This is a genomic window from Rhodococcus sp. NPDC076796 (assembly GCF_040702765.1).
GTDB lineage: Bacteria > Actinomycetota > Actinomycetes > Mycobacteriales > Mycobacteriaceae > Rhodococcoides.
Genome location: NZ_JBFBMS010000003.1, coordinates 743,566 through 756,269, shown reverse-complemented (window position 1 = coordinate 756,269; position 12,704 = coordinate 743,566). Strand labels below are relative to the sequence as shown.

15 protein-coding genes are annotated in these 12,704 nt (G+C 63.8%); 7 read left to right on the top strand and 8 right to left on the bottom strand.

Going from position 1 to position 12,704, the window contains the following annotated elements; translation table 11 throughout:
• Positions 1-10: 10 nt before the first annotated feature.
• On the bottom strand, positions 11-1,915 hold the full coding sequence (gene uraD / locus AB0366_RS13795; RefSeq protein ID WP_366244358.1) for a 2-oxo-4-hydroxy-4-carboxy-5-ureidoimidazoline decarboxylase: 1,905 nt from the start codon (positions 1,913-1,915) through the stop codon (positions 11-13).
• 175 nt (positions 1,916-2,090) lie between these two features.
• Between uraD and AB0366_RS13790 the strand changes: the two genes are divergently transcribed.
• Positions 2,091-2,627, top strand: a complete 537-nt coding sequence (locus tag AB0366_RS13790; RefSeq protein ID WP_366244456.1) for a nucleotidyltransferase family protein — start codon at positions 2,091-2,093, stop codon at positions 2,625-2,627.
• A gap of 26 nt (positions 2,628-2,653) precedes the next feature.
• On the top strand, positions 2,654-2,971 hold the full coding sequence (locus tag AB0366_RS13785) for a CHC2 zinc finger domain-containing protein (protein ID WP_366244357.1): 318 nt from the start codon (positions 2,654-2,656) through the stop codon (positions 2,969-2,971).
• Here AB0366_RS13785 and AB0366_RS13780 read toward each other — a convergent pair.
• Positions 2,943-3,503, bottom strand: a complete 561-nt coding sequence (locus tag AB0366_RS13780; protein WP_366244356.1) for an alpha/beta hydrolase — start codon at positions 3,501-3,503, stop codon at positions 2,943-2,945. The genes AB0366_RS13785 and AB0366_RS13780 overlap by 29 nt on opposite strands.
• Before the next feature lie 168 nt (positions 3,504-3,671).
• Here AB0366_RS13780 and AB0366_RS13775 point away from each other — a divergent pair, with 168 nt between their 5' ends.
• From AB0366_RS13775 to AB0366_RS13755, 5 genes are all read left to right on the top strand, one after another.
• Entirely contained in the window at positions 3,672-4,073 is a 402-nt protein-coding gene (locus AB0366_RS13775) for a VOC family protein (RefSeq protein ID WP_366244355.1), read from the top strand.
• Between the two features lie 5 nt (positions 4,074-4,078).
• A complete protein-coding gene (locus AB0366_RS13770) occupies positions 4,079-4,720 on the top strand; it encodes a class I SAM-dependent methyltransferase (protein ID WP_366244354.1) in 642 nt (213 codons plus the stop codon).
• Between the two features lie 27 nt (positions 4,721-4,747).
• Positions 4,748-5,575, top strand: a complete 828-nt coding sequence (locus AB0366_RS13765) for a hypothetical protein (protein WP_366244353.1) — start codon at positions 4,748-4,750, stop codon at positions 5,573-5,575.
• A gap of 77 nt (positions 5,576-5,652) precedes the next feature.
• Complete coding sequence (locus AB0366_RS13760; RefSeq protein ID WP_366244352.1) at positions 5,653-6,129, top strand: DUF2306 domain-containing protein; 477 nt, start codon at positions 5,653-5,655, stop codon at positions 6,127-6,129.
• Entirely contained in the window at positions 6,129-6,689 is a 561-nt protein-coding gene (locus tag AB0366_RS13755; RefSeq protein WP_366244455.1) for an AAA family ATPase, read from the top strand. The genes AB0366_RS13760 and AB0366_RS13755 overlap by 1 nt, the downstream gene beginning before the upstream one ends.
• Before the next feature lie 9 nt (positions 6,690-6,698).
• Here the strand turns inward: AB0366_RS13755 and AB0366_RS13750 are convergent, their stop codons facing one another.
• The 6 genes from AB0366_RS13750 to AB0366_RS13725 all read right to left on the bottom strand — a co-directional run bounded on the left by AB0366_RS13750 (position 6,699) and on the right by AB0366_RS13725 (position 12,634).
• Positions 6,699-7,385: a haloacid dehalogenase type II gene (locus AB0366_RS13750; RefSeq protein ID WP_366244351.1), complete on the bottom strand. Its 687-nt coding sequence runs from the start codon at positions 7,383-7,385 to the stop codon at positions 6,699-6,701.
• The gene (locus AB0366_RS13745) at positions 7,382-7,807 is read right to left on the bottom strand and encodes a DUF1707 domain-containing protein (protein ID WP_366244350.1); all 426 of its coding nucleotides are present in this window, start codon (positions 7,805-7,807) and stop codon (positions 7,382-7,384) included. Before AB0366_RS13745 ends, AB0366_RS13750 begins: the two co-directional genes overlap by 4 nt.
• Positions 7,808-7,814: 7 nt before the next feature.
• Positions 7,815-9,605, bottom strand: coding sequence for an acetyl/propionyl/methylcrotonyl-CoA carboxylase subunit alpha (locus tag AB0366_RS13740; protein ID WP_366244348.1), 1,791 nt, complete (start codon positions 9,603-9,605; stop codon positions 7,815-7,817).
• 128 nt (positions 9,606-9,733) lie between these two features.
• Positions 9,734-11,203, bottom strand: coding sequence for a condensation domain-containing protein (locus tag AB0366_RS13735; RefSeq protein WP_366244347.1), 1,470 nt, complete (start codon positions 11,201-11,203; stop codon positions 9,734-9,736).
• 124 nt (positions 11,204-11,327) lie between these two features.
• Positions 11,328-11,741: a SufE family protein gene (locus tag AB0366_RS13730; RefSeq protein ID WP_366244346.1), complete on the bottom strand. Its 414-nt coding sequence runs from the start codon at positions 11,739-11,741 to the stop codon at positions 11,328-11,330.
• The gene (locus AB0366_RS13725; protein WP_094614118.1) at positions 11,738-12,634 is read right to left on the bottom strand and encodes a sulfurtransferase; all 897 of its coding nucleotides are present in this window, start codon (positions 12,632-12,634) and stop codon (positions 11,738-11,740) included. Before AB0366_RS13725 ends, AB0366_RS13730 begins: the two co-directional genes overlap by 4 nt.
• Positions 12,635-12,704: the final 70 nt, after the last annotated feature.

Genomic DNA, 12,704 nt, shown 5'->3' with positions numbered 1-12,704 from the left:
ATCCGGCTCGCTATCTGAAGTCGTTGATGCGACCGAACCGCGCGGCCGCGATCGGATTGGCATCGGCCACGAGATCGTCGAACCGGTAGTTCGCGATCTTGGCGATCTCGATCATCGCGAACGACCGCTCCGCCGACGGTGCGTTCTCGACGCGCGACCACCCGTTGGCGAGGACTCGATCGTAGCGCTCGGTCTCCCGTGCGCAGATCACCAGCGGGAAGCCGAAGTGTTCGCGATATTCGGCCGCCAGTTGGACGATGTTGTCGTGTTCGTCCTCCTCGAGGTTGGACAGGCCGACGTGATCGGCTGCGTTGAGGGTGCCGGTGGCGTCCTCGCTGCCGAGATCGGGGTAGCTGTTGATCAGCTCGATCTGCTCCTCGGTGGTGCCGGCCAACAGTGCCTCCTGGAAGGCCTCGCGCAGACCGTGCGCATCGGCGAAAGGGCGCTGCTGGTAGGCGCGTTCGACCACCCACGGAGTGCCCTGGACCAAGCCGCCGAACGTGGCAGCGAAGTCCTCGGCGGACATCTCGTTGACCTTGTCGAGGGTGATGCCCTTGCCCGGACCACCGGCGACGGCCTGCCCGCGACCACCGATGTGGAAGAACAAAACGTTGAGCACGATTGCCGAGACCGCGCCGAGAACGATGCCACTGCCGAACAACATTTCGAGCCACGCGGGCACACCCTCGGAGACCGTCGGTTGAATGGTCACGAGCATCGCGAGCCCGAGGCTCGTCGCGACGATGATCAGGTTGCGGTGATCGGTGAAGTCGACCTTCGAGAGCGTCTGGATTCCGACGACGGCCACCGTGGCGAACAATGCGAGCGCGGCACCACCCAGCACCGGCGGCGGGATGGACGCGACCACCGCAGCGGTCTTGGGCAGCAGTCCGAGCACGATCATGAACACGCCGGCGGTGGCGACGACCCAACGGCTACGCACGCCGGTGAGGCGAACGAGTCCGACGTTCTCGGAGAACGCGGTGTAGGGGAACGAGTTGAACGTGCCTCCGATGACGGTGGCGACGCCGTCGGCTCGGAGCGTCGCGGCGATGTCGTCCTTCTTGATGCGCTTGCCGACGATCTCACCGGTGGCGTACACGCTGCCGGTGGTCTCCACGGCAATGATGAGCATGACCACGATCATCGAGATGATGGCGACGATGCTGAACTGCGGCACACCGAAGAGGAACGGTTGCGTGAAGCCCACCCACGAAGCATCTCTGGTTCCGTCGAAGTTCATGTCTCCCAACGCGAATGCGACGGCGCTGCCGATGACGAGACCGAGCAGGACGGCGATGGTGGCCATGAAGCCCTTGAAGAATCGTTGGATCAGCACGATGATCAGCAGAGTGCCGATCGCGTAGGCCATCCACCGCCCGTTGGACGGATCCTGTTCGTGAGTAGCGGGATTGGTCACGGCGTCGTTGACGGCGACGGGCAGCAGCGCCACACCGATGATCGTGATGACGGTACCGGTCACCACTGGCGGGAAGAAGCGGAGCAATCTGCTGAAGTAGGGGGCCATGAAGAACGTGACGAGACCGGCGACGATGACGGCACCGTAGACGTACAGCAACCCCTCGGTGCCGCCGCCGTTCGCCATCGCGATCGCGATGATCGGTGCGACGCCTGCGAACGTGACACCCTGCAGCAGCGGCAGGCGGACACCGACCTTCCAGAATCCGACCGATTGAATGATCGATGCGATGCCGCACGTGAACAGATCCGCATTGATCAGGTGAATCAACTGTTCGTTGGTCAGTCCGATCGCGCTGCCGATGATGATCGGCACCAGGACAGCGCCTGCGTAGAACGCGACGACATGTTGGAACCCGTAGGCGGCAAGTTTCGGAACGGGGAGCACTTCGTCGACAGGATGGACACGTTTGCGTGTGGTGGGCTTGACGGACATGGGTGGGCACCTCGCGGAAGCAACAGGGCAGGATTCCTGCGACGCTGCAGGAGAAGTGCACTAAGAATCAGTCATCGCGCCTATCCTCGCTAGTCGAGCGCGCACAAACTTGTCGACGTACTCGAGATGGATGTTGTGCGAACATCCAAGACTCCAACCGAGAGTGAAAGGAGCGATCGTGTCGGACCTCGCCGTCGGAGTGCTACTGGCTGCCGGTGCCGGAACGCGATACGGATCGCCCAAAGTGCTCGCCCACGACGGGCTGTGGCTTCGTACGTCAGTGCAGGCATTGCGTGAGGGCGGCTGTGACCGCGTGATCGTGGTGCTGGGCGCGGCTGATGCGCCCGTTCCCGACGGTGCGATCGCTGTTTATGCACCCCAGTGGGAACAAGGAATGAGCGCGTCGTTCGAGGCCGGGCTGACGGCGGCGTCGGACGCGGACTACGTAGTGGTGCATGTGGTCGATACGCCGGACGTGGGAGCGGAGGTGGTGCGGGCGGTTCTCGATGCTGCGCGGGAAACCGGTCTCGCCAGAGCCGTGTTCGACGGCCGTCCCGGCCATCCGGTCGTTCTCGCGCGTCGACATGTCGACGCAGCCGTGGCATCGGCGTCGGGGGACTCCGGTGCCCGGGATTTCCTGCGAGGGAGAGACGACGTGATTGCCGTCGAATGTTCGCACTGGGCAACGGGAATCGACCACGACTATCGGTGAGCGCCGTCGGCGGTAGCGTGAAGGTCATGGAGCGGCGCATTCCCGATCGAACAGTGGATGCCATCCGCGCCGCGGTGGTGCTCGAAGACTTGATCGGCGAGCGGACAATTCTCGTCCGCTCGGGGCTCGACTCGATGAAGGCTCTGTGCCCGGTACACGGTGAGCGGACACCCAGTCTGCATGTTCGACAGAGCCGGCAACGTTTTCACTGCTTCGGGTGCGGAGCAGGAGGAGACGCGTTCGATTTCATCCAGGCTGTCGACGGTGTCAGCAGGATCGAATCGGTCGAAATCCTGGCGGACCGGGTCGGTCTCGTCATCGACTACGAGGATCGGGATCAGTAGCAGCGTCCCCGCGGGGACGCTCGAATCCGCGGATCTCGGCGGCAACGGCCTCGATCATGCCGTCGAATTGATGACCACCGGTCGGGAACTCGACCACCGTCGCCGACGGGAGAGCCTTCGAGTTCAGCGCCAGATGCGAAATGGGAACCACGTCGTCGTCCCGGCAGTGGACGAGCGTCAGGTCGGTCTCGGGCTCTGGGTCGGTGAACGCGTAGTCGGCGACGTCCCACCCACGCGGAGTCCAGTCCGGCATCGCCAACAGAGTGGCTCGCAGGGGCCGCTCCCGGCGACGTTCTGCCAAGACCCTGACGAGGATCGATGCGCCGAAGGAATGCGCAATCACCGAATCCTCGGGTCCGAGCCGGTCCAGGTGCTGGCGAACCGGTTCGGCCCAATCCTCGAAACCCATGGCCGTGTCGGACAGCTCCGGCATCCGAAGGTCGAGGCGCAGAGCCTGCGCAAGCCCGTTGGCAAGTGGTGCGTCGTCGTAAAATCCGCCGGCACCGTGAACGAACAGAAGTCGACCGAACATGCTGGGTTCCTCTCCTCGGCAATACTGTCACCGAAGAAGACCGGTGCCGGCCCGTGAATTCACCGGTTGACTCGGATTCGGGGTCCGTGCGAGCATCGTCGGCAGCGTCGCGTGCCGATGACGGACTGCGTCAGGCATGGAGGCGTCGTACTGCCCAGGAGGCAGCGCATGTCCATTTCGTTCGATCACACCATCATCGTTGCGAAGAACAGTTCCGACTCTGCGGCGTTCTTTCGCGAGCTGTTCGCTCTGCCGGAGTCACCGTCGTGGGGGCCGTTCGTCAACGTCCAACTCACCGACGGCACGCTCGTTCAATTCGCCGAGCCTCCCTTCGACGATATTCAGGTACAGCACTATGCGTTTCGGGTCAGCGACGATCTGTTCGACGCGGCCTACACCAGGCTGGTCGGCCAGGGCGTCGAGCACTGGGCCGATCCTCGAATGACCGAACCCGGCACTGTCAACACCGACCACGGTGGCCGCGGAGTGTACTTCCGCGACCCGACCGGGCACTTCTTCGAGATGCTGACGCACTCCTACCTGTCGATGCCGGGTGAGCCGGTACCGTAGCCACCGTGACCGAGCAGCAGCATGTTTCGATGACGAGGGCCGCCTACGACACCGTTGCCGAGAGCTACGCCGACCTGGTCCGCGACGAACTCGACGGGCGACATCTCGAGCACGGACTGTTGGCGACATTCGCGGACCGAGTGTCGAGCGGCGACGTTCTCGAAGTGGGATGCGGAACCGGCCGCATCACCGAACATTTGCACCGCCTCGGCCTCGGGGTTGTGGGAATGGACCTGTCGCCCAACATGATCGAGGTCGCGCGGCGCGAGTACCCGCACCTGCGATTCGGTGTCGGATCGATGGAGGAATTGGACGCGGGGGACAGCTCCCTGGCCGGGATCGTTGCCTGGTACTCGATCATCCACACGCCGCCACAGCAATTGTCGGCGATATTCGCCGAATTGCATCGGGTGCTGGTGCCGGAAGGTCTGCTGTTGTTGGCATTTCAAGCAGGCAACGAGCGAGTGCGACTGGAGCAGGCGTATGGACACTCGGTCTCGTACGACGCATACCGACTCGACCCCGACGCAGTCGTGGCCATGCTCGTCGAGGCCGATTTCGAGGTGGACGTGCGCGTGCATCGCGCTCCGATGGATTACGAGTCGACATCGCAGGCATTTCTGTTGGCCCGCAAACGGACATCGTGACGTCTCGAGACCGGTAGGAGCTGCCCGATGCATGCACCCCGTCCACGCGTTCTCTTCGTCACCGACCTGGCTTATCTGTCAAGGGGCCGACGCTACTGCGACGAGGACATCTTTCTGTCGTCGCAGCTCCGCGAGTGGGTCGACATTGCGCTGTGTCACCCGCTCGAAGCGCTTGCGCTGATGGACGGGTTCGATGTTGTCGTTATCCGGAACTCCGGGCCTGTGCTGGGGTATCAGGATGCTTTCGACGCGTTCACTCGCCATGCGCGCGAGAACGGTACGAGGGTCTTCACCCAGCTCACCGGCAAAGGCGACCAGAGAGGCAAGCAGTACCTGGTCGACCTTTGTGCAGCTGGCTTTCCTGTTATTCCTACCGTCGACGACCCACGGGACGTCTCGCGCCTACCCGAGGTCGATGCCTATGTGGTGAAACCGAAATGGGGTGCCGACTCGATCGGTATGCGTCACATCGGGCGCGCCGAACTGTCGGAAGTCGAGGCGGGCCATCTGATTCAGCCGCGAATCGATTTCGTGTACGAAGTGTCGTTCTACTTCATCGGCCGCACATTTCAATACTCCTTGTACGCTCCGGACCCCGGCCGACGCTGGGACCTGGAGCCGTACTCGACTACTGCGCAGGACGAGGAGTTCGCGCAACGATTCGTCGACTGGAACGACATCGACCACGGAATCACGCGGGTGGACGCATGCCGCACCGTCGAAGGATCGCTTCTGCTGGTCGAGCTCGAAGACCTCAACCCGTACCTCTCACTCGACCGGCTGCCTGAGTCGGCGCGTCGAGAGTTCGTGAACCACATGGCGGAGGCGATCGTAGCGCTGTGTGCCCAACCGTAGAGGGCGACATCAGTCCGGTACAGCACGCCGGCGGACTCGACGACCGGTAGCGTCGGTCAGGCGAAAGGTGGCTGTCGATGTCGATCACAGTGCTGCACATGTCGGCCGCAGTGCTGTCCGTTCTGGTCGGAGCAGTGGTTCTGTTCGCCCGCAAGGGCACTGGTTTCCATCGGGCATGCGGACGCACGTATGTCGTGGCGATTCTGGTGATGATCGTGTCGTCGTTCTTCGTCACCGAGATCCGTGACGGATGGAGCGTGTTTCACGCTGTGTCGATCCTGACAGCCGCGCTGGTGCTGTTCGGCTGGCTGCAACCGGTGGTCGGACGCTCACGGTCGGGGTGGCTTCGGCGGCATATGCTGTCGATGCAATTGTCCTACCTGGTGCTCATCGTGACCGGAACGGCCCAGTTCTTCGACTACTTGCCTCTTCCGAACGACGCTCTGAACGCCATCGTCTTTCTGCAGTTGCCCCTGATGGTCGGGGTCGTGGCAATCGTCCGACGTAGTCGACGGCCTATCGGTTTCCACGATTCGCTACCGTCTCCTTCGTGATTTTCGGACCGGACGCCGCCCTGCCGCATCGCCCCGCGCGAATAGTCGTCGCGGGGACATCCGGTTCAGGAAAGACCACGCTGGCCGCTCGCATCGGGTCCTTGCTCGACATCGAACACGTCGAGATCGACAGCTTGTTCCACGGCCCGAACTGGACGCCGCGTCCGACCTTCGAGAGCGATGTCGACGAGTTTCTTGCACGCCCGTCGTGGGTCACCGAGTGGCAGTACGGTGTTGTGCGCGATCGCCTCGCAGATCGTGCGGATCTGCTGTTGTGGCTCGACCTGCCACGTCGAACGGTCATGCGGCAGGTGATAACTCGGACGCTACGCCGCAGGCTCGGTAGGCGCGAGCTGTGGAACGGCAACATCGAGCCACCGCTGCACCGGATCTTCTTCGATCGCGAGTACATCGTCCGGTGGGCGTGGAACACTTATCGGTTGACTACCGAGCGGGTGCAGCGACTGAGTGTGCGCTGCCCAGAGCTGCCGATCGTTCGATTCCGCTCGCACCGGGACGTGGACGCGTGGATCGCGCACCAGCTGATTCCGCTGACGTAACTGGTGTTGTCAGCAGCCCAATTGCGTAGCGAGAGAATCGATCGAGTCGACGCTGTGAGTCCAGTCGGATTCCGCGGTGAGGTCGGTGGTCTGACTCGGGCCGTGTTCGAGCGGACGGGCGACGAATGCAGTTGCGAAGCCACAGTCCGCGGCCGCAGCGAGATCACTGTTGTGTGCGGCGACCATCATGCACTCGCTCGGCTGAAGACCCAGAAGGTCCGCGGTGCGGAGATACGCGTCGGGCATGGGCTTGTACGTCTGTACCGGTTCTGCGCCGAGGATCGCATCCCACGGCAGTCCGGCATTCTTGGCCATATCGAGCAGCAGCGAGATGTTGCCGTTCGAGAGCGGGGCGATGATGAACTGGGTACGAAGTCGCGTGAGGCCGGGCACCGAGTCCGGCCACGGATCCAATCGATGCCACGCGTGATTCAAGGATGCGATATCGCTGTCGTCGAGCCGAATATCGAACTCCGACAGTACGACTCGAAGCGACTCGAGATGGAGTACATCGAGCCGGGTGAACGGTCGACTGCCCGATCGAACCTGTTCCATCGCCGGTTGATACAGGCTGCGCCAGCGGTCGGCGAATGCATGACTGTCGACGTCGGGACCACACACGGATTCGACCTCGCGGGCCACGCTGGTGCGCCAATCGACCACTGTGCCGAACACATCGAACAGAAGCGCCTTCAACGATCTCTCTTCTTTTTCTTCTTTTTCTCGTCCTTGGAATGTCCACCTGCCGACAGCAGCGCACCCGCCAGTGGGATGAGAAGGAAGAAGAGCCATTTCTGATCGAAGTCGGTGAGGAAGAACAATGCCAGAGAACCAAAGATGACCAGGGGCATCACCACTGCGCGCCAATCGATTCCGGCAGCGCCCTCGGTCGGTGCCGGAGATTTCCCGAGCTGGGCGGGTGTGTGCGACGTCGAAGCAGCGGGGAGATCGACGAAGACCTTGTCGATCTCCCCACGCGTCGTCGCCGACGCGACGACGGCGCTGCGCTCGTCGAATTCGGGCACAGTCAGCCGACCCTCGCTGAAGTGCAGACTCAGCGCCTCGAGGGCCTTCTCCCGATCAGCCGTACCGATCCGAATTTCCGGAAGCTCGGACATCGCTACGTCATTTGATCTCTGCGAGGACGGTGCCTTGGGTGATGGCGTCGCCTGCGGTGACGGTCAGGCCGGTGATGGTGCCGGCTTTGTGGGCGTTGACGGGGTTTTCCATTTTCATTGCTTCGAGGACGGCGATGAGGTCGCCGGCGTCGACGGTTTGGCCTTCGGTGACGGCGACTTTGACCACGGTGCCCTGCATGGGTGCGGTGACCGAGTCGCCGGATGCGGCGCCGGCGCCGGCTCCGCCGCGGGTGCGGGCTTTGGGTTTGCGGCGTACTGCTCCCGCGTTACCGCCGCCGTTGCCGAGGGTGAGTTCCCCGGGGAGGGAGACCTCGACGCGTCGGCCGCCGACCTCGACGACCACCGACTGTCGGGGTAGGACCTCGTCGTCGTCGATGGGTTGTCCGGCGGTGAACGGGGGGACCTGGTTGTCCCATTCGGTTTCGATCCAGCGGGTGTGGACGTCGAAGGATTCGCCGTCGCCGATGAACGCGGGATCGGAGACCACCGCGGCGTGGAACGGGATGACCGTCGCCAACCCTTCGACGGTGAACTCTGCGAGCGCTCGACGCGAACGCGCCAATGCTTCGTCGCGGGTGGCTCCGGTGACGATGAGTTTGGCGAGCATCGAGTCGAACTGGCCCCCGATCACCGAGCCGGATTCGACTCCGGAATCGACGCGCACACCGGGTCCGGAGGGGGCGGTGAAGGTGGTGACCGGTCCGGGGGCGGGCAGGAACCCGCGTCCGGCGTCTTCGCCGTTGATCCGGAACTCGAAGGAGTGGCCACGGGGTTCGGGATCGTCGGTGATGGACAGTTCTTCGCCGTTGGCGATCTTGAACTGTTGCAGCACCAGGTCGATGCCGGAGGTTTCCTCTGTGACGGGGTGCTCGACCTGCAGTCGGGTGTTGACTTCGAGGAACGAGACCAATCCGTCTTGGCCGACGAGGTATTCGACGGTCCCGGCACCGTAGTAGCCGGCTTCGAGGCAGATCGCCTTGGCCGAGGAGTGGATTTCTTTGCGTTGGGCGTCGGTGAGGAACGGGGCGGGGGCTTCTTCGACGAGTTTCTGGAAGCGGCGTTGCAGGGAGCAGTCGCGGGTGCCGGCGACGATGACGTTGCCGTGTTGGTCGGCGATGACCTGGGCTTCGACGTGGCGGGGCTTGTCGAGGTAGCGCTCGACGAAGCATTCCCCACGCCCGAACGCGGCCACGGCTTCGCGGGTGGCGGAGTCGAACAGTTCGGGAATTTCCTCGCGGGTGCGGGCGACTTTCATGCCGCGTCCGCCGCCACCGAACGCGGCTTTGATCGCGATCGGGAGGCCGTGTTCGTCGACGAACGCGAGGATTTCGTCGGCATCTTTGACCGGTTCGGAAGTACCGGGGACCGACGGGGCTTTGGCGCGGGCGGCGATGTGGCGGGCGGTGACCTTGTCGCCGAGGTCGCGGATCGACTGGGGTGACGGGCCGATCCAGATCAGTCCGGCATCGATTACCGCTTGGGCGAAGTCGGCGTTCTCGGAGAGGAATCCGTAGCCGGGGTGGATGGCGTCGGCACCGGACTTGGCGGCCGCATCCAAGATCTTGTCGATCACCAGATACGACTCCGCCGAGGACTGCCCGCCGAGTGCGAAGGCCTCATCGGCGAGGCGGACGAACGGTGCGTCGGCGTCGGGCTCGGCGTACACAGCGACACTGGCCAACCCGGCATCGGCGGCCGCCCGGATCACCCGCACCGCGATCTCGCCACGATTGGCGACAAGAACCTTGGTGATCTGAGCACTGGCATGGCTGGGCACTGAGCCTCCTACAGATGTATTTCTCGCGTGCTTCGTTGCGAACGTCACGTCGGAGTCTAAGCACCGGCACTGTCATCGCTGCAATCGGTCCGCACAGCTGCAGCGGATCGGCCGCGACCCGCAGTGAGCTACTGATTGGTAGCGATCTGACCGGTGTCGGTATGTCCGATATCGGACCGATCGTCGCCCGCATGAGGGAATCGGGCGGTACCGGTGTCCGCCACATCGGTCAACAGCTTCCGGAAGGCACCGACGTACTCGTGAACCCGAGCGGTCGCCTGCTCGGTGTTGGGATAGCGAGCCGCGATGTTGATTCCCTGCGGCGTGCGGTTGATCCAGATGTACACATCGTGCTGATACTGCTTACTGCGCAGCGCGCGGGCATTCCAGTCCGGCCAGTGCTCGGCGGCAGGTGCGAACCGCACATCCATGAACGAGACGACGAAACGCGGACGGGCGGAATAGCCAAGAGTGGTGAACACGCGATCGAGAGGAACGCGGGCGATCGGTTTCGTCTTCTTCACCTCGGCCGAGGCCGCCGCGACCACCGAGCCGAACGAGTCCGCACCGGCGAAGTCGAAGGAGATGGGGCACAGTCCGACGAACCAGCCCAACGCAGAGGCCCACTGCGGCTCGTCTCGGGTGTGAACCGGAGTCACCGTGCGGAAACGAGTGCCGCCGCCCAATTCGGAGCCGGCGATGGCGAGCACTGCCAGCAATCCCGCGAACAGGCTGTGTCCGGTCTTGCGGCAGGCGACCGAGAACGAGTCGGCCTGATCGGGGTCGAGCACCCACGCGGACAAACCACCCTGGGGCAGATCGTCCGGGCTCGGATCGCCGATGTCGAGTGGAAAGGCCGGTAGCTCACCGTCGCCGTCGACGAGAAAATCCCGCCATATCCGCACGGCGTCGTGCGAATGCTCCAGCTCTGCATTCCGCTCGCGTTCGGAGGAACCGAAGTCGAGGTAGCTGCCGGCCTCGAACAGGGCAGCAGGCGCACCACCCAGTTCTTCGCCGTACAGAGCCGCGATCTCGTGCGCGACCAACACCGTGGACAGACCGTCGATGATCGAATGATCCGCGGCGAAGAACACGGTGATCGGACGCGTCTCGTCCACTGGTTCGAGAGTCACGAAGGCGTAGGCGGGCCAGATCAACGGTGAGGTGAACTCGTCGAACAGATACTGCAGGTGCTCGAACACCTCGCTCGATTGCGCGCATCGTTCCTGCTCGACCTGCCAGATGTCGATGGCACCCTGCGCCGCGGTCACCCGCGTCATCTCGCCTGTCACCTCGTCGATCGACGCGCTCGAACGCATCGCCTCGTGCCGGTCTATCCAGTTCAGAACTGCCTGGCGAAACGCGGGCTTGTTCAAGGGGCCCGCTACTTCGAAGGCCGCGCCGAGCCACGATTCACGGCCCCGACGAGGACTGCTCAGGCTCGTGCGAAGGTGCGCCTCGTGCACGTAGGACGTCGGCCTCGCGTCGGGATGCCACCCTGCGGCTTCCGGAGTGCGGGCCTGCGGGCCGACGCTGGGTATCCACTCGGTGAGCGTGCCCGCGGGAACCGCGTAGTCCGCCAACTCCGTGAACTCCATATCGGCAGCAACCAACCTTCGTCGTACGCATCGGGGGGACTGGGCTCAGTTGCCCTGACGCGGAGTCTAACGACGACCCGTTGTATCGATCAAGACGACGGCGCACTACCTGCGCCGTCGCCCGTCAACGCAGGTGACGCTTGATCCGCGCCAACATCGCCGACATACCGCGCAGTCGCAGCGGACTGACCGCGTCGCTCAGGCCCAGAGCCGAGTAGAAGTCGTCCGGTACGTCGAGGATCTCCTGTGCGCTGAGACCGTCGAGTCCCTGCGCCAGGATCGAGGCGAACCCCCGCGTGGTCGGAGCTTCCGGCGGGGCGCTGAAAAACAGCCGGATCCGCGCCGGATCGCCCGCATCCACCGACAGGAACAGTGGAGACTGGCACTCCGGCACCGGTTCCATCGCATCCTGAGCAAGGTGCTCCGGCAGCGGGGGCAGTTCGCGACTGAACTCCAGCAGTAGCTGCAGCTTGTCCTGCCCCTCCACCGCGGCGAAGTCCTCGACGATCTCGGCCAGCGACTCCGGCAGGGCACTCATCGAGCGGCCGGAGCCGATCCGGGCTCCTCGCCCTTGGCGATCGGAACGCGAACGGCGTTGCCCCATTCGGTCCACGAGCCGTCGTAGTTGCGAACCGACTGGTACCCGAGCAGATGGGTCAACACGAACCAGGTGTGGCTCGAACGCTCACCGATACGGCAGTACGCGATCACATCGTCGGTCGCGGAGGTACCGGAGTAGATCTCGTCCAGTTCCGTGCGAGAACGGAAGCGTCCGTCCGGTGCAGCTGCCTTGGCCCAGGGAATGCTCACGGCGGTGGGGATATGACCTCCGCGCAGAGCACCTTCCTCCGGGTAGTCGGGCATGTGGGTGCGCTCGCCGGTGTACTCGGCGGGGGAGCGGACGTCGATCAACGGCACCGTTCCGAGCGAGCCGAGGACGTCGGAGGCGAACGCGCGGATGGGTGCGTCGTCGCGTTCGATCACCGGGTAGTCGGTTGCGGGGAACTCGGGCACATCGAGGGTGGTGTCGCGGTTCTCCGACAACCAGGCGTCGCGGCCGCCGTCGAGCAGACGGACGTCCTGATGTCCGAACAGAGTGAACACCCACAGTGCATACGCTGCCCACCAGTTGCTCTTGTCGCCGTACACGACGATGGTGTCTTCCCGGGAAATACCTTTGCGGCTCATCAGTTTCGAGAACTGCTCGCCGTCGATGTAGTCACGGGTGACCGGATCGTTGAGGTCGAGATGCCAATCGATCTTGACCGCGCCGGGAATGTGGCCGACGTCGTAGAGCAACACGTCCTCGTCGGATTCGACGACGCGAAGGCCGGGGGTGCCGAGATGAGCGGACAGCCATTCGGTCGATACGAGACGATCCGGATGCGCATAGTCGGCGAACGTTGCGGTGGAATCGGTTGGTACAGGCACGTATCGGCTCCTACGGAAGATATTCGGCTGGCGGCCCGCCCGGGGGTGAACGGTCTGCACTGTCGATCCT